This is a genomic window from Pseudomonas sp. B6002, from assembly GCF_013385985.1.
Taxonomy (GTDB): domain Bacteria; phylum Pseudomonadota; class Gammaproteobacteria; order Pseudomonadales; family Pseudomonadaceae; genus Aquipseudomonas.
The window spans coordinates 116,980-137,175 of the sequence record NZ_JACAOY010000014.1; the positions used below are offsets into that span (position 1 = coordinate 116,980).

The window sequence follows — 20,196 nt, forward strand, 5'->3', positions numbered from 1 at the left end:
TCTGACACACCGCGGCGCGGGGCTAGCCCGCTCACTACAAGCCTTCGGGGTTGGCATCCTGTTGCTGTAGCGCATCGGCCAGGAAGTCGAGGAACACCCGTACCCGTGGCGGCAGGTGGCGGCGGCTGGGGAACACGGCGTTGAGAAACAGGTAGTCGTTGGCGTAAGGCTCCAGCAGGGCGATCAGGCGACCGTCGCGCAGGTCGTCCTGAATATCCCACAACGCCTTGAGCACTATGCCGCTGCCGCCCACCGCCCAATCATGGATCACCTCGGCGTTGTTGCTGAGCAGGGTGCCCTTGATCTGCACCTCCAGCCCATGGCCGTTTTCCTGGAAGGTCCAGCGATCAAAGATACGCCGGCCACGCACCAGGCGCAGGCAGTCGTGGTGCAGCAGGTCCTGGGGCGTCTGCGGCGTGCCGTGCTGCGCCAGGTAGTCAGGTGACGCGCACACCACGCGGCGGCTGGACAGCAAGCGGCGGCTGACCATGCCGGTGTCGCTGGGGTTGTCGGTCAACAGGCCTACATCCAAGTCGTCACCCGCTACGTCGGCGGGTGAATCGGAGAGCAGCAGTTCTACGGTGATACGCGGGTAGCGCTTGGAAAACTCGGCAATCAGCGGTGCAATTCGCCGTCGGCCGATTTCCAGGGGCGCACCTACGCGGATATGCCCGTGGGGCGTCTCCAGCCGTGTGCCCACTTCGGCCACCGCCGCGTCCAGCTCGTCGAGAATGAACAGCCCGCGCTCGTGCAGCAGCGCACCTTCTTCCGTCAGGCTGAAATGCCGCGAACCCCGGTTGATCAGCCGCACGCCCAAGCGGCTTTCCAGACCCGACAGGCGCCGGCTCACGGCAGGCAGTGAACTGTGCAGGCGCCGTGCCGCCTCCGACAGGCTGCCCGCCGCCACGATGCGCACGAACAACCGCAGGTCACTGATCTCGTTCGCCATACTTCCTTCCTTTTTTTGCAAGGATGCCTTGATTTTTTAACGGCTACCCAGCCGCTCGCATCCTCATCAGACTGCCACCAACCCCGCTCTTAGCCAAGCCTTGAGCCCGATTCTGTTCATCTAGCGAGCCTCACCGTGAGCCATCTCAATTCTCACTCCGAAGACACTTCTGTTTCCACTGGACGCAAACAATGGGCGCGCCTTGCGCTGTTTCTGGTCGCTCTCGTGATCATCGCCCTGGTGCTGCTTCAAGGGTTTTATTACTGGCGCGATGGGCGCTTTATCGAAAGCACCGACGACGCCTACCTCAAGGCCGATTCCACCGTGATCGCGCCCAAGGTCGGCGGTTACATCAGCGCACTGCTGGTCAACGACAACCAGCCGGTCAAGGCCGGCCAACTGTTGGCGACCATTGACGACCGCGACCTGCACAACGCCCTCGACGACGCCCGTGCCAACGTCGCGGCGGCAACGGCGGCCGTTGCGCAACTGGACGCCCAGGTCATCGCGCAGGCTTCGCTGATTCGCCAGGCCGATGCTCGCGTGGCTGCCGCCTCGGCGACGTTGAGCCTGTCGCGGCGCAACGACACGCGGCGCCAGGCAATGGCGCGGGTCGGCTTTGGGTCCAACGAGCAGGCCGATAACGCCACCACCGACGCCAAGGCGCAGAGCGCCAATCTGGAGGGGTTGCAAGCTGCTGCGCTGAGCGCCCGCCAGCACGTGGATGTTCTTGCCCGTCAGCGAGAACGTGCAGTGGCGCGCCGAGACGCTGCCCAAGCCCAGCGTAACCAGGCCGAACTAAACCTGAGCTACACCCGCGTGGTGGCGCCGGTGGACGGCACCGTCGCGGCACGCAGCGTGCGCAGCGGGCAGTTGGTGCAACCGGGCACACAGTTGATGGCGCTGGTGCCGCTGGCACAGGTGTATGTGGTCGCCAACTTCAAGGAAACCCAACTGCTCAATGTGCACCCCGGTGAGTCGGTGCGGGTCAGCGTCGACACCTTTCCCGACCACGACCTGAGCGCCACCGTCGACACCCTGGCCCCGGCCAGCGGCGCGGAATTCAGCTTGCTGCCACCGGACAACGCCACGGGTAATTTCACCAAGATCGTGCAGCGCATCCCGGTGAAGATCGTTTTCAGCGACGCGGGTGAACTGGCCGGGCGCCTGCGCCCGGGCATGTCCGTGACCGCCGCCATCGATACCCGGGCGCCACGCCATGAACCATGATCCTGTGAGCCTGCGCACCTGGGTGGCGGTGGTCGGCGCCGCGCTCGGCGCGTTCCTGGCGATCCTCAACATCCAGATCGTCAGCTCGTCCTTGAGCGATATCCAGGGCGCCATCGGTGCCGGCTCCGATGAAGGCGGCTGGATCACCACCGCCTACCTGGTCGCGGAAATCATCGTGATCCCCATGAGCGGCTGGCTGGCGCGGGTCTTCTCGACGCGCACGTACTTGCTGACCAACACCGTGCTGTTTTTGATCCTCACGGTGGCCTGCGCCTTTGCCAAGAACCTGGGGCAGATGATCGTGGTGCGCGCCATGCAGGGCTTCGCCGGGGGCGTGCTGATTCCCTTGGCGTTCTCCATCATCATGACGCGCCTGCCGCCGTCCAAGCATGCGATCGGCCTGTCGATCTATTCGGTCTCGGCGATCTTCGCCCCGTCCATCGGGCCGGTGATCGGCGGCTACTTCAACCAGACCTTCGGCTGGCAGTCGATCTTCTACGTCAACCTGCTGCCCGGCTCGATCATGCTCGGCCTGTTGTGGTTTGCCCTGGACGCCGAACCGCGCCAGCTACACCTGCTGCGCACGGGGGACTGGTGGGGCATTCTCAGCATTGCGATTGGCCTGGGTTGCCTTGAAACGGTGCTGGAAGAGGGCGAGAAGGATGACTGGTTCGGCTCGCCCTTCATCGTGCGCCTCAGCCTGATCGCGGCGGTGGCCCTGGGCGTGTTTGTGTGCGTGCAACTGCGCCGGCGCAATCCGCTGCTGCAATTGCGCCTACTGGCGCGGCGCAACTTCGGCCTGGGTACCTTGGCCAACTTCTTCTTTGGCCTGTCGATGTACACCTGGGTGTACATCATTCCCCTGTATTTGGCGCGTATCCATGGCTACAACTCCGAGCAGGTCGGCTATGTATTGATCTGGATCGGCATCCCGCAATTGCTCATGCTGCCGCTGGTGCCCGCGCTGATGCGGCGCTTCGACCCACGCAAGCTGGTGGCGGTGGGGTATTTGATCCTGATCGCGGGCAGCTTGCTGGCCACGAACCTGTCGATGAGTTTTGCCGGCCCGCAGTTCATTGCCTCCAGCTTGATCCGCGCCCTGGGCCAGGTGCTGGTGATGACGCCACTGTCGGCCATCGCCGTGGCGGGGATCGAGCGCGAACACGCAGGCTCCGCCGCCGCGCTGTTCAACATGACCCGCAACCTCGGTGGCGCCATCGGCATCGCAGTGTTGCAGACCTTCATGAGCAACAGCGGCAAATACCATTCCGACGTAATCACCCCGCAGGTGTCGTTGCTCAATGACGCTACCCGGCAACGGCTCGATGCGTTGACCCAGTGGTTTCTTGCGCGCGGCATCAGCGACCCGGAACTGGCCCGCCATCAGGCCATCGTCGACGTCGGCCGATTGATCCGCCGCGAGGCGTCGATCCTCGCGTTCAGCGACACCATCATTTTGCAGAGTGCATTGCTGGGGCTTGCCTTCCTCGCCGTGCTTTTGCTGAAAAAAACCAGAACCGGCAACACCGGTGAGGCGCACTGACATGAATACTTCCTTCACACCCTTCACCCTGTTGCTGATAAGCCTGGCGCTGGCCGGCTGCACGGTCGGCCCGGATTACTCGGCGCCCCAGCCACCCGAAGAGCAACACTACCTCGCCAACTCGCGCCAGGAGGTGCAACTCAACAGCGGCCAGGTGCTGCGTGAAGACTGGTGGACCTTGCTGGGCTCCCCCGACCTCAACCGCACCGTCGACCGCGCCCTGGCGCAGAACGGCGCGCTGGTGATCGCCCGCGCCAACCTGGCCAAAGCCCGGGAAGGCGTGGCGATGGCCGACGGTGGGCGGTTACCGCAGGTCGATGTCGGCGCCAGCGCGGGTCGGACCAAGGTCGGCGCCACGGCGTTCGGGCCTCAGGCCGAGGACTTTCCGTTGTTCTCGGCCTATGGCGGCGGGCTGCGCGCCACCTATGACCTGGACCTGTTCGGCGGCGAGCGGCGCCAGGTTGAAATGGCCTCGGCCAATGTGCAGGTGGAGCAACAGGCACTGAATGCAGCGCGCCTGGAAGTCGCCGGCAACAGCGTGGGCGCCGTGCTGCGCATGGCCGTGCTGAACGGGCAGGTCCAGGCCGTCTCCTCGGTGATCGAGGCCGATCAGCAGACCCTCGACCGCGTGCAACAGGCGGCCAAGGCCGGTGTGGCTTCAACCTTGGACGTGAGTTTGGCGCAAAGCCAGCTTGACCGAGACCGCGCACGCCTGCCGGTGCTGGCCCAGGCACTGGCGGTCAATCGCGGCGTGTTGACCACCCTGGTCGGCGCCACCGAAACGCGCTGGACCGCACCGGACTTCGATTTGGCCTCCCTCCAGCTGCCTGAACAGGTCCCCGTGGCGGTGCCCTCTGAGCTGATACGCCTGCGCCCGGATATCCGCGCTGCCGAGGCCCGTTTGCAGGCAGCCAACGCCTGGGTCGGAGTGACCACGGCAGACCTGTACCCGCACCTGACCCTGAGCGCCAGCCTGAGTGACGAAGCCTTGTTTTCCGGCCCCGCCAGCTCTGCCTGGAGCCTGCTCGGCGGGCTGGCCGGCCCGGTGTTCCATGGCGGCACGTTATCGGCGCGCCAACGGGCGGCCGAAGATGCCTACCAGGGCGCATTCGCGGCCTATCAGCAGACGGTATTGCGCGCGTTTCAGCAGGTCGCTGTCAGCCTGCACGGCCTGCAAAACGCCGCGGATGAAGCGCGTGCCGAGCAACAGGCCCTCGACTCGGCCACTGCTGCGCTGCGCCTGACCCAACAGGCGTATCAAGTAGGCAGCGCTGGCCTGCTGCAAGTGGTGCAGGCCCAGCGCACCCAACAACTGGCGCAGGTGCAATGGGTGCAAGCCCGTGGCAAGCGGTACCAGGAGACCGTCAATCTGTTCCTGGCGATGGGCGGTGGGCAGGGAGCCACACCGTCACACACAACCCCCGCTGCGCCCCCTCATCGCTGAACGCCAACGCCACCCGTGCCCCCGTGCGGTCGGCGATGGCCTTGACGATCGACAGCCCCAACCCGGAACCCGCTTCGTCGGTGCCCAGGCTGCGGTAGAACGGGTCGAACACGCGCGCCTGTTCCTCCTCGGAAATGCCGGGCCCCGAGTCCTTGACCAGCAGTTGCACGGCGCCCGAAACCTCGGCCACCGACAGGTCGATACAGCCGCCCGGCGGGGTGTAGCGAATGGCGTTATCCACCAGGTTCTTCACCAGCGTGAACAGGTCCATGGGGTTGAACAGCACCTGCACGTCTTGAAGGCTGACCACGCCAATGTCGATCTGCTTGCGCTCGGCCAACGGCAGCAGGTCTTCCAGCACCTGCCGATAGACCTCATGCACCGACAGGCTGGACTGGGGGCGCTGCGCCGCCGACTGAGCGGTGGCCAGGCTGAGCAATTGGTCGATCAATGCACGGCTACGCTCAATGCCGCGGGACAGGGGTAAAAAGCGCTCGCGGGTGGCGGCAGACATGGCGGTGGCCGCCAACCGGTCGGCCTGCAGGGCCAGGGCGGTCATGGGTGAGCGCAGTTCGTGGGCGGCATCGGCGACAAAGCGGCGCTGGCTGTCCATGGACTGCTCGACGCGCGCCAGCAAGCGGTTGATCGCCACCACAAACGGGCGGACTTCGGTGGGCAGGTGGTGCTCATCAATCGGGTGCAGCGCCTGTTCGGCACGTCCGTCGATTTCCGCCGCCAGCACGCCGATCGGGCGGAACAGCTTGCGCACCAGATCGCCGACCACCAGCAACAGCACCGGGAACAGGATCAGGAACGGCAACAAACTGCGCCACGCGCTTTCGCGGGCGTCCTTGTCTCGGGCGTCCTGCTCCTGGGCTACGGCAATCCGCTTGCCTTGCGTGGTGGTGTGCACCAACACGCGGAACGCTTCACCTGCGACGGTCACTGTGGACAGGCCATCGGCAAGCGTGGTCGGAAAGGGCAGGGGCAGCGCTTCATCGGTGGTGCCCGTGGCGTGTTGACCATCGCCCAGGTATTGAATGATCACCCGCGACTCTTCGTCGTCGCCCTTGATGGCGGTGCCGGGGTGGGGGTATTGCAGGCTCATCTGCTGGCGGTCAAACAGCAGGGCCACTTGGCGCAAGGTGTCGTCCTGCTGTTCATGGGTTTCTTCAAAGGCCGAGACAAACGCAAACACACTGGCCAGCAACGCCACCAACAGAATCGCCAGGGACAGCGTCACCGACAGCCGTAGTTGTACCGATTCACTCAAGCGTTTTTTGAAACCATCCATCCCATGCCCCTGACGTTCTTGATCACATGGCTGCCCAACTTGCGCCGCAAGGCGTGAATCAGGAACTCGATTGCATTGCTTTCCACTTCGTTGCCCCAGCCATACAGACGGTCTTCCAGTTCACTGCGCGAGAGGATCGCGCCGGGGCGTATCAGCAAGGCCTGCAGCAGGGCAAATTCCCGGCTCGACAGCGCCACGCCGCGCTGCTCTTCGGTGCTCGCCTGTTTGGTCAGCAGGTCCAGGGACACCACGCCATTGCCCAGCAACGACAACGCGCTGCCGCCTTTGCGCCGCAGCACCGCACGGATGCGCGCGAGCAGTTCCGCGATGTCGAAGGGCTTGAGCAGGAAGTCATCGGCACCGGCGTCGAGGCCGCGCAGGCGGTCATCGAGGCTGTCGCGGGCGGTGATGATCAGCAGCGGAACCGGGTTGTTGCGCGAGCGGATAGTGTCGAGTACTTCCAGGCCGTCCTTGCCGGGCAGGCCCAGGTCCAGCAGCACCAGGTCGTAGGGGTGGGTGTCGAGGGCGGCCAGGCCCGTGAGGCCGTTCTTGACCCAGTCGGCGGCGTAGCTCGCATCGCTGAGCGCGCGCTGGATCGCATCGCCAATCATCGGGTCGTCTTCGACCAGCAGTATCCGCATATCGCACTCCGCAGAAATTGCACACGCGGCGAGGTGATCGCCGCGTGTGTATTGAAGCACCTGTACCGGCAAGCGTCAGCCTTTCATCTGGTCGAAAGCCTTGAGCAAGTCATCCATTGCGGCCTTGCAGTCGGCCTGGATCGGGTTGCCGTCACGCAGCGCCGAGAGTGCGCGGTCGATGGCTTTGTCCAGCACATGCCAGTCGCTGGCGGCACGCGGCTTGATGCCGGCTTCGGCGGCGTCCCAGGTGGTTTCCAGGTCCTTGATACGGGTCTTGGCTCCTGCCAGGTCATTCCTGGCGACGAGGACCGAGACATCCACGGCGATGTTGCGGAACGCCGACAGGTCGCCCAGTTGGGATGCCTGGCTTTGGCTGGTGGTCGGGTCGGTGCCGGCCTTCGGTTTGTCGGCGGGTTTGGAGCAGCCGGTGGCGATGCCCAGCATCAGAATGGCGGAGGCGATGGCAACGCGGCGAATCAGGTTGTGAAAAGGGCGCATGAGAGTTTCCTTGGGGTGAGTATTCAGTGGGAAAGGGTTTTGCGGTTGCCGACGCTGACCTGTGCGACGGCCACCAACAGCACGATGACGCAGAGGAACAGCGCGCTGGTCCAGTTGGCGCCCATGCCCAGGCCGCCGTAGGTCTTGGCTTGGGTGAGCAGGTCGCCGAGGGACGCGCCCAGGGGCCGGGTGAGGATGTAAGCCACCCAGAAGGTCAGCACGCTGTTGACGCCCAGGCGCCAAGCCACCAGCGTGGCGGCGATCAAACCGGCGAAAATCACCGCGCCGAGGGTGAAACCCAGGCCCAGTGCTTCGGTGGCCAGGTCTCCGGCGGCGGTGCCCAGGGCAAAGGTGCAGAGCACCGTCGTCCAATAGAACCACTCGCGGCGCGGCGTGACGATGTCGCGGATCGACAGGCTGCGTTCGGTGCGGTACCAGACGCTGAAGTTGAGTGCGAGCAACACCGAGAATATCGCCGTGCTGGCGTACAGGCTGACGTCGAGTTTGTCGGTGAGGATGTCGGTGATCTGCGTGCCGACGATGCTCACCAGCACCACGGTCAGCCAGTAGATCCACGGGGTGTAGGCCTTGGTGCGCAGTTGCCAGAACAACGCGATGGCGAGCAGCGCAGCCATGCCGAGGCTGGTGGGGCCGGCGCCGAAGCCGGCATCGACGGCGAGGTAATCCGCGCCGGTTTCGCCCACGGTGGTGGACAAAATCTTGATCACCCAGAAGGACAGCGTCACCTCGGGTACTTTGTTCAGCCAACGGGCTGCTGTGGCATTCATCGGGTTACCTCTCCTGGACGGCGCGGCGGTCGGCGCAGGAGAGAAGGTAAGCCCCGAAACTTAGCTGGGACTGAGGGCCGGCGCTTTTTTCAACACATGGGCCATGCCCACGGTGGTGAGGTGCACCACGCTCCCCATGGGTGGCGCCTGCAGGCCGGAGCTGCGTACCAAAATCGCATGGTCATGCCCGTGCAGCTCGACGGTCAGCGTGCAGGTATTGCCGCCGAACTCACGTTCGGTCACCACGCCTCGGCAGCCAGCGCCATCGGTGGTGCTCAACAGCAGTTGTTCCGGGCGCAGCATGATCCGTGTGGTGGCGTGGTTGAGCTTGCTGTCCACGGCCACACGTCCCAGGTCGCAGTGAGCCCAGCCGTCTTCAACCCGGGCGGGCAGGATCACGGCGTCGCCAAGAAACAACGCGGTCTGCTCATCGACCGGGTATTGGTACAGGTCCATCGGATGGCCAGACTGCACCAGCCGGCCCTGGCGCATCACCGCCAACTGGTCGGCAAATGACAGCGCTTCGCTTTGATCGTGGGTCACCAGAATCGTGGTGATGCCAGCCTCGCTCAGCAACCGCGCGACCATCTTGCGCATCGCCGAGCGCAGCCCGGTGTCCAGTGCGGAAAAGGGCTCATCCAGCAGCATCAGGCGCGGTTGTTGCGCGAGTGCCCGGGCCAGGGCCACACGCTGTTGCTGGCCACCGGAGAGTTCGTGGGGCCAGCGCCGCGCCATGGCGGCGTCGAGGGCCACGCTGTCCATCAGTTCGGCGATACGTTCGGTGCGTGATGAATGGTTGGCGGGCAGGCCGAAGCCGATATTGTCGGCCACGGTCATGTGCGGAAACAGCGCGCCATCCTGGGGTACATAGCCGATCTGGCGCTGGTGGGCCGGCACGGCGTGGGTGGCGTCCACCAGCACCTGGCCGTTGAGCGTGAGGCTGCCGCTGTCGGGGAATTCAAAGCCGGCAATCATCCGCAGCAAGGTGGTCTTGCCGGAACCGGAGGGCCCGACGATCACCGTGCGGCTGCCGGTGGGCACCGACAGGCTGACATCCGCCAGGGCGCGTTGAGTACCGAAGGATTTGCAGAGTGCGTTCAGTTCGAGAGCGTTCATCGGCCGGCCGTGCGTTTGGATTGGTGATAGAGAAGGCCGGTCAACGGCAGTGACAGCAGGATCATGATCAGCGCATAGGGCGCGGCCGCTGCGTAATCGATCTCGCTGGTCATTGCCCAGAAACCGGTGGCCAGGGTGCGCGTGCCGTTGGGGGCCAACAACAGGGTGGCCGTCAGTTCATTGGTGATGGCCAAAAACACTAGCGCCGCGCCTGCAGCCGCAGACGGTGCGGCCAGGCGCATGGTGATCAGCCACAGCGCCCGGCCCGGCGAGCGGCCCAGGCTGCGCGCCATGTTCTCCAGCTCCACTGGCGCCTGGGCGATACCGGCGCGCAGGCTCACCAGCGCCCGTGGCAGGAACATCAGCAGGTAGGCGAGCAACACGGTGATCGTGGTCTGGTAGATCGGCCGCGCAAAATGGATGGTCACGGTGACCAACGCCAGGGCCACCACGATGCCGGGCAACGAGCTGGTGATGTAGTTGCAGCCTTCCAGGATGCGCTGAAGGCGCCCCGGTGCGCGGATCGACAGCCAGGCAATCGGCACCGCCGCGCAGGTGGTCAACAGCGCGCCGGCCAGCCCCAACACTACCGTTTGCTCCAGCGCCGGCAGCAATTCGCCGAGTTGCCAGACCTCGCGGCCACCGGCGATCAGCCATTGGCCCAGGGTGACCAGCGGCACGCCCAGGGCCAGCGCGCAGGTCGCCCCTTGCAGGGTGAGGGCGAGCAGGGTGGTGCGGGTATCCAGCCGCACAATGCGCTGTTCGCGGGCACTGCCGGAGCCCACCCGTGCATAGCGGGCATGGCCGCGTGCGGCGGACTCAACGGTGAGCATCGCCAGGCAACACAGCGCCAGCACCGCCGCCAGCATATTCGCTGCCGGCCCGTTAAACGTGGACTTGAACTGATCGAAGATCGCGGTGGTGAAGGTGTCAAAGCGGATCATCGCGTACAGGCCGTATTCGGCCAGCAGGTGCAGGCCCACCAGCAGCGCACCGCCGCAGATCGCCAGGCGCAACTGGGGCAGCACCACGCGAAAAAACACTGCCCACGGCTTGAGGCCCAGGGACTCGGCCACGTCTTCAATCGCGGGATCAAGCCGGCGCAAGGTCGCCGCCACCGGCAGGTACAAAAACGGGAAATAGGCTATGACCGACACCAGCACGCCGGCCGGCAGACCGTGGATCGACGGCACCAGGCTGACCCAGGCGTAACTGTGCACGAACGCCGGCACCGCCAACGGCGCCACTGCCAGCAAAGACCAGAAGCGCCGGCCTGGCAGGTTCGTGCGTTCGGTCAACCACGCCAGTGCGACGCCCAGCACAATGCACAACGGCAGGGTAAAGAGCACCAGCAGCACGGTGTTCGCCAGCAGTTCGCCGACCCGAGGGCGCCACACCAGCGCCTCGATCTGCGCCCAGCCGATCTGCCACGACACGCCGATCACAAATGCAATCGGCAGCAACGCCAGCAGCGACACCAACACCGACAAACCGGTAACCCACGTGCCCCCACGGCTTTTGAACAAGCCGTGGGGGCGTTTGCGTGGCGCTGCCTGTGCAACGCCGGGCAGGGATGATTCAGGCAGCAATCAGAGCAGTCCGGCCTGGGTCATCAATTCCACCGCTTTCTTGCTGTTGAGCTTGGACGCGTCGACCTTCGGCGCCTCCAGCTGCGACAGCGGGGTCAGCTTGGGGTTGGACTGGGCGTTCTGGCCCACGGCGTATTCAAATGAGTTGCCGTCCTTGAGGATCGCCTGGCCGTCTTTGCCGGTGATCCACTTGACGAAGGCCTGGGCCTCTTCCGGGTGTTTGCTCGACGCCAGCACGCCGGCACCGGAGGTGCTCACGAAGGCGCCCGGGTCTTGGTGCTTGAAGTAGTGCAGCTGGGTGTTCTTGCTGTTTTCGCCGGTCTTGGATTGGTCGACGAAGCTGTAGTAGTGGTAGATCACGCCGCTGTCGACCTGGCCGGCGTTGACCGCCTTGAGCACGGCACTGTTGCCGCGATAGATGCTCGCATTGGTCTTCATTGCCTTGAGCCAGTCAAGGGTGGCGGCTTCGCCTTTGAGCTCCAGCACGGCGGCGACAATCGCCTGGAAGTCAGCACCGGCCGGCGAGGCGGCCCAGCGGCCTTTCCAGCTGGGGGAGGCGAGGTCCAGCAGGGACTTGGGCAAGTCGGCTTCTTTAAGTTTGCTTGGGTTGTACACAAACACCGTGGAGCGCGCGGCGATGCCGACCCACTTGCCATGGGCCGGGCGGTAAGCCGCGTCCACTTGCTCCAGGGTGGTCGGCGCCAGCGGCGAGAACAGCCCGGCGTTGTCCACCAACACCATGGCCGGGGAGTTTTCGGTGAGGAACACGTCGGCCGGGGACGCCGCGCCTTCCTGCACGATCTGGTTGCCCATCTCGGTGTCATCGCCATTGCGGATGGTCACCGGGATCCCGGTCTCCTGGGTAAACCCTTCGATCCACGCCTTGGTGAGGCTTTCGTGCTGGGCGTTGTACACCACGATGCCCGGCGTGTCGGCGGCATACACATGCCCGGCGCTGACCAACGCGGTGGCGAGCAGGGTTCTTTTGACGAAGGAAGAGAGACGGGTGGTCATGCGGTGGGCGCTCCGGTTTTTATGAAATGCACGGGAAATCCGCGAGAGGTCGGTTGAGACTAGACCAATAGGAATCATTTGCATGTTGAGGCGGGGCGAATGTAGAGGCGCGAATGAGAAAAAAACGTCAAACCGATGTGATGAATTCAGCGAAAGCGACACCACACGATCTGTGTAGGAGCCGGCTTGCCGGCGATGGCGCCCTTGAGGCATGCGCTCATCTGAAGGGCCTCATCGCCGGCAAGCCGGCTCCTACACGGCGATGGCGTTAAGGCGAGGGTGGAGGGGTGGCAATCGTTCTTCGATCGGGGCAGGGCGCCTCCCAGGTATCGCGTCAATCAACTCACGGGTATACGCGCTGGTGGCATGGCTGAAAATCTGCTCCACCGACCCCTGTTCAACCACCTGGCCCTGGCGCAGCACCAGCACCCGATGCGCAAAGTTGGCAACCACCGACAGGTCGTGGGACACCAGCACGTACGCCATGCCCATCTCCCGTTGAAGTTCTTCCAGCAGGTCAAGAATGCGCGCCTGCACCGATACATCCAACGCGCTCACTGGTTCATCGAGCAGCAGCAGGTCGGGCTTGAGCGCCAGTGCGCGGGCGATGGCGACTCGTTGGCATTGGCCTCCGGACAACTCGCGGGGCAGGCGGTCGAGAAAGCTGACGGGCAGGTGCACGCGGTCGATCAGTTCGCGCGCGGCCTGTTCCAGAGCCGCGCCCTTTAACCGCCCAAACGACACCAGCGGTTCCACAATGCTGTCGAACACGGTGAAACGCGGGTCAAGGGCGGCAAACGGGTTTTGTTGCACCAGCTGGATACGCTGGCGCAGTGGGCGAAAGTCGCGCCAGCTCAGCTCGGTCACATCCTGCTGTTCGAACAGGACTCGGCCCCGGGTCGGTTTCTCCAGGCCCAGGGCGATGCGCAGCGCGGTGCTTTTGCCCGAGCCGGATTCGCCAACGATGGCCAGGGTCTGGCCGGGGTACACGTCCAGGCTGAGGTTCTCCAGGGCCTGGAAGGTCGCGGTTTCGCCCTTGACCTTGGGTAGGCTGAACGTCTTGGCCACGTTGCGCAGGCTCAGGATCGGCGCCTGGATATGAGGCACGCTGGGCAACGGCTCGCGGCGCCTGGCGAAGGCCGGCGCAGCGGCGATCAGCGCGCGGGTGTAGTCGTGGCGGGGCGTTTGCAGGATCTGGCGCGGCGGCCCTTGCTCCACCAACTCGCCTTGCTGCATCACCAGTATCCGGTCGGCGCGATCAGTCGCCACGCCCAGGTCATGGGTGATGATCAACAAGGAAATCCCGCGCTCACTCACCAGGCGTTGCAGGTGATCGAGGATCTTGCGTTGCACGGTGACGTCCAGTGCACTGGTGGGTTCGTCGGCGATGATCAGGCGCGGGTTGCCGGCCAGGGCGATGGCGATCAGCACCCGCTGGCGCATGCCGCCGGACAACTCGTGAGGGTATTGGCGGGCGCGCAGCACCGGCTTGTCGATACCCACCTGTTGCAGCAGCTCGACGACGTCGGCATCCACGCCGGGGTAACGCCGCCCCTTGGCCAGGATCACGGCCTCGGCAATCTGCTGGCCAATGCGCAAGGTTGGGTTGAGGCTGACCATCGGGTCCTGGGGCACCAGGCCAATGGTGCGCCCGCGTAGCTGGCGTTTCTGGCGGTCGCTGGCGCGGGTCAGGTCGTCGCCATTCACCCACAGCGCTCCGTCAGTGATGCGGGCGTTGTCCGGCAACAGGCCGAGGATCGCATTGGCCAGGGTCGACTTGCCCGAGCCGGACTCGCCGACAATCGCCACGGTCTCGCCCTGGTCCAGTGAGAACGACAGGTTGCGCACGGCCGGGTTGGCCTGACCGCCAGAGTGATAGCTCACCTCAAGCTGGCGTACATCGATCAGCGGGGGAAGGGGGCTCATCGGCGATGCTCCTCAAACGTGCGGGCAATGTGGTTAAGGCTGAAGACCACGGCCACCAGGAACAGGCCGGGCAGCAAGGACACCCAGGGTGCGGTGATCAGGAAGTGCCGGCCGTTGGCGATCAAGGTGCCCCATTCGGCCGCCGGAGGTGCTGCGCCGAAACCGAGAAAACTCAAGCCGGCCGTGGCGAGGATTGCGGCGCCGAAGTCCAGCGTCGCCAGCACCGCCACCGGTCCCCAGGCGTTGGGCAGGATGTGCCGCAGCAAGGTCCGCGCCCAACTGGCGCCGCCCAACCGGGCCGCCTCTACATAGGGCAGGGTCTTGACCCGCAACACTTCGGCGCGGGTGGTGCGCGCAAACCCCGGAATGATGCCCACCCCCACGGCGATGGCCACCGGCACGGTGCCAAAACCGATGGCCGTGACAATGGCCAAGGCCAGCAGCAGGCCGGGCAGGGCCAGCAGCACGTCGATGAAACGCATGATCACCGCGTCGACACGCCCTCCGGCAAAACCCGAGAAAATGCCCAGCCCGAGCCCGCCCACCAAGGCGATGCCCACCGCCAGGAATGCGGCCTGCACCGACAGGCTGGCGCCGTAGACCATCCGGGTAAACAGGTCGCGGCCCAGTTCATCGGTGCCGAACAGATGGGTCAGGTTCGGTGCGCGCAGCTTGTCGATTGGGGCCGTGGCGTAAGGGTCGAAGTGCGTCAGCCACTGCGGCACCACGGCCGCGACCAACGCGAATATCACGATCAGCAACGCCACGGTAAACCCCGGCCGGCGCAGCAGTGGCAGCACCACCGCGTTGGCGCGTTGCAGGCGGCTGCGGCGTTGCCAGACGTCGGTGTGCCCCAGGTTTTGCTGAAGGATAGTCATGGTTTAGGACACCTTGGGTGTATGGGAAATGCGCGGGTCGAGCCAGGGGTACAGCAAGTCCACCAGCAGGTTCACCAGCACAAAGGCGGCGGCGGACACCGCGACGATTGCCAGCACCACCGGAATGTCCTGGCGCAACACCGCTTCCTGAGCCAGGCGGCCAATGCCCGAGCGGGCGAAGATGGTTTCCACCAGCACCGCGCCGGACACGGTGTTGCCCACCTGTAGGCCGATCAGCGTGAGGATCGGCAGCGCGGCATTCTTGAACCCGTGGCGCGCCTGCACCTGGCCTCGGCTGAGGCCCTTGGCGTAGGCGGTGGTGATGTAGGACTCCTGCCACACCCCCTGGAAACTGCGCTGCAACACCTGGGCGTACACCGCCGCACTGGGAATCGCCAGGGTGATCGCCGGCAGCACCAGGCTCTCGAACCCCCGGCTGCCAGTGGCCGGAAACCAGCCCAGGCCAAATGCAAACACCTGGATCAACAGCAAGCCCATCCAGAACACCGGCACCGAAAACCCCAGCGACGGCAACCGCGCCAACGCCACTTTCAGCGGCCGCCAGCGCACATACGCCGCCAGGTAAGCCAACCCGATGCCGCCGACCAACGACAACACAATCGCCAGGCCTGCCAGGGACAGCGTCTGCGGCAGGCGTTCGGCGAGCAGTTCGGCCACCGGGCGATTCAGCGACAGCGACTGGCCGAAGTCCCCGTGCAAGGCGCCCAGCAGCAGGTTGAAGTACTGCTCGAACACGCCCTTGTCCAGGCCGTAATAGGCGCGGGCCTTGGCCAGGTCTTCCACCGACAGCGCGTCGGCTTCCATGCCCGACGCGCTGAGCATGATGGACAGCGTGTCACCCGGCAGCAGGTAGAGGATGAAGTAGGTGATGCTATAAGCCCCCCACAACACCAGCATGGCCTGGCCTACGCGGCCGATCAGGTAGCGAGTCATGGTTGGCCGACCTCGATATCACCCAGCAACGCAAAGCCCTCGGCGGTCCACTGGAAGTTTTTCACCCGGGGCGATGTCGCCGCCTGCCACACGCGCTCGTACACCGGGAACGCAGCGCCTTCGTCGATCAGCAAATCCTGCAAGTCACCGTAGGCCGCAGCACGCTGCGAGCTTTGGGTGGCGGTGATGCCGGCATCGAACAAGCCCTTGGCCTTGTCGAGCACCTGGGGCTCGTAAATATTGGTGGCCAGGGTCGCGCTGTTGGCGGTGCGCGGGTCGAGGATGGTTTGCAGGATGATCGGGTCGGCGCGGGTCATGTAATTGATCGACAGGTCATAGTTGCCCGACGAGTTGTTGGCGATCCACTCGGCACGCGTGACCACACTGAGCTTCAGGTCGATCCCGACCTTGCGCAGTTGATCCTGGATCAGCACATCGCCGGCGGTTTCGGCCGGGCTGATGTTGTAGCTCAGGCTCAGGCGCTTGCCGTTCTTCTGGCGGTAGCCGTCGGCGCCCTTGGCCCAGCCGGCCGCGTCCAGCAGTTGTTCGGCACCTTGGGGGTCGTAGGCCAGTTTGGCGCCCTGGCTTTTGAAGTAGGGTGTGGTCACGTCAAAGATGCCGTCCACCACCGGGAATTCGGCGTTGTACACGGTGCTGGCGTAGCTCTTGCGATCGATGGCTTTTTGCACGGCCAGGCGCACTTGCTTGTCGGCCAGCAGGCGTTCGCCCCGGGTGTTGGGGTACAGGTTGAGCGCCGGGCCCGGCAGCGAACGGCTCTGGATGGTCGCGCCCTTGGACTGGAACAGCTTGAGGTCGACTTCAGAGAACGGGTTGCGCGGCCACAGGATGTCGGCCTTGCCTTGCAGGAACAGGCCGTTGCGCACGCTTTCTTCGGGGATGTAGCTCACGTCCACCGCATCCAGGTGGGCTTCGCCCTGATTCTTCATGTTGGCCGACGCCCAGGCGTAGCCCTTGCGCTTGGTCAGGTGCGCGCCGACTTCGGGCGTGTAGCTGGCGAGCACAAAAGGCCCGGTGCCGATGATCTTGCCCAGGGAGCGCTCCTTGGCGCTGAGGGCATAGGAGGCAGGCGCCAGGATCGACAGGTTGGTGGTGGAGGTGGCTTGCAGGAACCCCGCGTTGGGCTTGGCCAGCACCAGTTTGACGGTGAAGTCGTCGACCACTTCGGCGTGGTCGTAGCCCGCCAGGTAAGTCGCGCCAAACGTCGCCGGCAGCTCGGTGGCCAGGGCCTTGTCGCTGTCGAAGGCGGTTTTCACCGCCTTGGCATCGAAGCGTTCGCCATTGCTGAAGGTCACGTCCGTGCGCAGGTGGAAGGTGTAGGTCAGCGCGTCGTCGCTCACCTCCCAGCTTTTGGCCAGCCAGGGGATGATCTTGCCGCTCTGCGGGTCTTGGTCGGTCAGGGACTCGGCGACATTGCGCAGCAGCACCCGGTGTTCCAGCCAGTAGACCTGGAATGGATCGACGCTGACCAACGTGGTGTTGTCGCCAAAAAACGCGATGCTCAGGGTTTTGCTGGCCTGGGCCTGTTCACCCGAAGGTGAGCAGCCCACCAGGCTCAGTGCCAGGGCGCAGGACGCCAGCAGGCGGCTCGGTACAGTGGATCTCGTCAAAGGGATGCCCTCACGTGGCGATTGCGCTTAGAAGTCGTAGGCCAGCTTGGTGTACCAATAGCCGCCGCCCGGATAGAACGGCGGGTTGCCATACGGCGCCAGGCCCAGGTTGCTGTAGACGGCATGCCGGTCGGGGCGCACGTCGAAGATATTGGTGCCGCCGACGCTCACGGTGAGGTGGTCGACGAAGGTGTAGCTGACGTCCAGGTCGGTGATCCATTTGGCGCCGAAGCTGCGGTCGCCCGTGGGGTTGACCGCCAGGGTCTTCACCGCGCCGTAGCGGCTGGTTTGCAGGTTGACCGCCAGGTCCTCGACCTTCCAATTAGCACCCAGAATCCACTTGGTCTTGGGGGTGGCATCAGTCAGGTCGCCCTCGCGATCACGGCCCACCAAGGTGACGCCGGAGTTGGCGAGCGCGCCGGGAGTGTCGCGGGTGCCTTCGATGGTGGTCTTGTTCCAGTTGAAGCCCAGGCTCCAGCGCACTGACCCCCAGGCCTCCAGCGGCGTGGTGTGGTCGGCGACCACGTCCAGGCCCTTGGTGCGGGTGTCAAAAGCGTTGGTGTAGTAGTTGACCCAAGTGCCGCTGGGCACGCCCTGGGCGGTGAGGATGTTATTGATCACGCCGTTGCCACGGTCGTAGATATTGCTGGTCAGTGCGATGCGATCATCAATGTCGATGAGGTAGGCGTCGGCGGTGATGCTGGTACGCGGCGCCGGTTCCCAGGTCAGGCCCAGCCCCAGGTTGCGCGACTTCTCCGGCTTGAGGTCATCGCCGCCGAGGGCCTTGGCCAGGTTGCTGCCCGATGGCGTCAGGCGGGTAACGGCGGGCACCACGTTGCCGTTGGCGTCGATGGCCACCCGGTTGTCGGCGACGGTGTAGCCGATCTGCGTCAGCGACGGCGCACGAAACCCGGTGCCGACGGTGCCGCGTACGGCCACGGTGTCGGTCAGTTCATAACGCGAGTTCACTTTCAGGCCGAAGGTGTTGCCCGAGTCATCGTCGTAATGCTCGATGCGCCCGGCCACATCGAGGAACCAGCGCTCGGTCAGGTCAAAGCCCAGGTCGAGGTAACCCGCGTAATTGTTGCGGACCAGGTTGACCTCATCTTCCGGGCGAATCGTCACCGCCGCCTGCGCGCCCGAGGCGGCGGGGTAGGTGCCGGTAATGTAGGCGTCGGGTTCGCCGGCAAAAGTGCTGAAGCGCTCCCAGCGATGTTCCAGGCCGGCCGACACCTGCACCGGTGGCGTCAGGTTGAACAGGCTGTCGTAGCGGCGGGTGAAATCGAGGTTGTTCACCCACTGGTCAAAACGGAAGGTGGCCAGGTTGTCGAATTTGGTCGGCGATGCCGTGCCCAGTGACGGGTTGATGTTCAGGTCGCTGGAATGGTGCACAGTGTTGCGCCCGTAGGTGGTGCTCAGGTCCCAGTTCCAGTCGGCGAGTTCGCCCTTGCCGCCGAACAGGAATTGGTAATCCCGGTCCTTGATGTTGTTCAGCGGGAAATACCCGTTGGGGAACACCTCGGGCACCGCCGCCGTGCCGGTGGGCAGGCGGAAGTAGTTGGCGGCCTCGGCGTCGCGTTCGCCGTAGGTCGAGAACGAGTACAGCGTCACGTCCTCCAGCGGCAGTTCGGCGTTGTAGGCCAGGTTGAAGGCCTTGAGGTCGGGGTCGCCGTTCTTGATTGCCACGCGGTCCCAGGCCGCTTCCTTGGCCGGGTCGCTGAAGGCGCGCACGCTGTTGTCGGCCTTGTCGTTCCACGAGGCGGCACCGCGTTTGCGCGCGTCGACCGAGACATGGAAAAAGCCTCGGTCACCCAGTTTGAAACCCTGGTCGCCGGCCACCTTGATGGTTTCACCCTGGCCGGAATACAACTGGCCATAGCTGCTTTCCAGGTGCCCGCCGCTGGCCTCGGACTTGAGGATGATGTTGATCACCCCGGCCACGGCATCCGAACCGTACTGGGCGGCGGCGCTGTCCTTGAGCACTTCGATATGGTCCACCGCGCTGACCGGGATCAGGTCGATGTCCACGGCATTTGCGCCGCTGTTATCGATGGACCCACGCTGGCCGGTGGCCCCGTTGTGGCGGCGTTTGCCGTTGACCAGCACCAGGGTGTAGGCCGGGCCCAGGCTGCGGTTGCTCAGCGGGCGGGTCACCGAGTTATAGCCGGCAATGTTGGTGCCGAAGTTGAAGGACGGCAGCAGCTTGGCGATGGCTTCGGAGAGCTCGGCGCGGCCGGTCTTGAGCAGTTGCTCGCTGTTGATCACATCAATCGGCGCCGGGCTGTCAGCCACCGTGCGCCCCTGGCCACGCAGGCCGGTGGAGATCACGGTGACGGTGTCGAGCTTGGCGTCATCGGCGGCCGCCTCGGCAAACGGCAGCGGTGCCGCGAGCAACAGGGAGCTGGTCAGCAATGACAGGTGAAATTTACGGGCGGGAAGAGGGCGTGCGAGATCGGGCATGTCAGGAGTAATCCATCAGGATTGGCACTGGCCCTTGGTGCGGGTGCAGCTGGGAAACGGTGTGACATGAAAGTATTACTATAAGAAACCCGAGTGAAAGTCTTTTTTGGAATAAGCTAATTATTAATTAATGTGATTTTATTAATTTATAAAATCACATATTTTTATTATCGGTCGCTTGTAGTGAGCGGGCTTGCCCCGCGCGGCGGCGTATCAGACACATCACATCTACCTGACACACCGC

The 20,196-nt window shown here is 64.5% G+C and carries 16 protein-coding genes; 3 read left to right on the plus strand and 13 right to left on the minus strand.

All coding sequences use genetic code 11. The features are described from left to right. Positions 1-34: 34 nt before the first annotated feature. A complete protein-coding gene (locus HX792_RS19495) occupies positions 35-949 on the minus strand; it encodes a LysR family transcriptional regulator (protein WP_176997613.1) in 915 nt (304 codons plus the stop codon). A gap of 135 nt (positions 950-1,084) precedes the next feature. Between HX792_RS19495 and HX792_RS19500 the strand changes: the two genes are divergently transcribed. From HX792_RS19500 to HX792_RS19510, 3 genes are read left to right on the plus strand one after another with little or no spacing between them, the layout of a single operon-like run. Continuing rightward, positions 1,085-2,179, plus strand: coding sequence for an HlyD family secretion protein (locus tag HX792_RS19500; protein ID WP_371319370.1), 1,095 nt, complete (start codon positions 1,085-1,087; stop codon positions 2,177-2,179). Further along, positions 2,169-3,722: an MDR family MFS transporter gene (locus HX792_RS19505; protein WP_176997614.1), complete on the plus strand. Its 1,554-nt coding sequence runs from the start codon at positions 2,169-2,171 to the stop codon at positions 3,720-3,722. The genes HX792_RS19500 and HX792_RS19505 overlap by 11 nt, the downstream gene beginning before the upstream one ends. Position 3,723: 1 nt before the next feature. Next, complete coding sequence (locus HX792_RS19510) at positions 3,724-5,166, plus strand: efflux transporter outer membrane subunit (RefSeq protein WP_176997615.1); 1,443 nt, start codon at positions 3,724-3,726, stop codon at positions 5,164-5,166. Here HX792_RS19510 and HX792_RS19515 read toward each other — a convergent pair. From HX792_RS19515 to HX792_RS19570, 12 genes are all read right to left on the minus strand, one after another. Continuing rightward, positions 5,087-6,460 (minus strand): ATP-binding protein, encoded by a 1,374-nt coding sequence (locus HX792_RS19515; RefSeq protein ID WP_176997616.1) that lies wholly within the window; start codon positions 6,458-6,460, stop codon positions 5,087-5,089. The genes HX792_RS19510 and HX792_RS19515 overlap by 80 nt on opposite strands. Continuing rightward, positions 6,436-7,101: a response regulator transcription factor gene (locus HX792_RS19520; RefSeq protein ID WP_176997617.1), complete on the minus strand. Its 666-nt coding sequence runs from the start codon at positions 7,099-7,101 to the stop codon at positions 6,436-6,438. Before HX792_RS19520 ends, HX792_RS19515 begins: the two co-directional genes overlap by 25 nt. Positions 7,102-7,176: 75 nt before the next feature. Continuing rightward, the gene (locus HX792_RS19525; RefSeq protein WP_176997618.1) at positions 7,177-7,599 is read right to left on the minus strand and encodes a hypothetical protein; all 423 of its coding nucleotides are present in this window, start codon (positions 7,597-7,599) and stop codon (positions 7,177-7,179) included. Between the two features lie 23 nt (positions 7,600-7,622). Further along, a complete protein-coding gene (locus HX792_RS19530; RefSeq protein ID WP_176997619.1) occupies positions 7,623-8,387 on the minus strand; it encodes a hypothetical protein in 765 nt (254 codons plus the stop codon). Between the two features lie 60 nt (positions 8,388-8,447). Next, entirely contained in the window at positions 8,448-9,503 is a 1,056-nt protein-coding gene (locus HX792_RS19535; RefSeq protein WP_176997620.1) for an ABC transporter ATP-binding protein, read from the minus strand. Next, positions 9,500-11,092 (minus strand): ABC transporter permease, encoded by a 1,593-nt coding sequence (locus tag HX792_RS19540; RefSeq protein WP_371319371.1) that lies wholly within the window; start codon positions 11,090-11,092, stop codon positions 9,500-9,502. The genes HX792_RS19535 and HX792_RS19540 overlap by 4 nt, the downstream gene beginning before the upstream one ends. Beyond that, a complete protein-coding gene (locus HX792_RS19545; protein WP_176997621.1) occupies positions 11,093-12,106 on the minus strand; it encodes an iron ABC transporter substrate-binding protein in 1,014 nt (337 codons plus the stop codon). Between the two features lie 252 nt (positions 12,107-12,358). Continuing rightward, positions 12,359-14,032 carry an ABC transporter ATP-binding protein gene (locus HX792_RS19550; protein ID WP_176997622.1) on the minus strand — a complete coding sequence of 558 codons (1,674 nt, stop codon included), beginning with the start codon at positions 14,030-14,032 and terminating at the stop codon, positions 12,359-12,361. Then, on the minus strand, positions 14,029-14,910 hold the full coding sequence (locus HX792_RS19555) for an ABC transporter permease (RefSeq protein WP_176997623.1): 882 nt from the start codon (positions 14,908-14,910) through the stop codon (positions 14,029-14,031). The genes HX792_RS19550 and HX792_RS19555 overlap by 4 nt, the downstream gene beginning before the upstream one ends. Positions 14,911-14,913: 3 nt before the next feature. Beyond that, positions 14,914-15,864 (minus strand): ABC transporter permease, encoded by a 951-nt coding sequence (locus tag HX792_RS19560; RefSeq protein WP_176997624.1) that lies wholly within the window; start codon positions 15,862-15,864, stop codon positions 14,914-14,916. Then, the gene (locus HX792_RS19565) at positions 15,861-17,492 is read right to left on the minus strand and encodes an ABC transporter substrate-binding protein (protein WP_176997625.1); all 1,632 of its coding nucleotides are present in this window, start codon (positions 17,490-17,492) and stop codon (positions 15,861-15,863) included. The genes HX792_RS19560 and HX792_RS19565 overlap by 4 nt, the downstream gene beginning before the upstream one ends. A 27-nt stretch (positions 17,493-17,519) precedes the next feature. After that, on the minus strand, positions 17,520-19,952 hold the full coding sequence (locus tag HX792_RS19570) for a TonB-dependent siderophore receptor (protein ID WP_176997626.1): 2,433 nt from the start codon (positions 19,950-19,952) through the stop codon (positions 17,520-17,522). Positions 19,953-20,196: the final 244 nt, after the last annotated feature.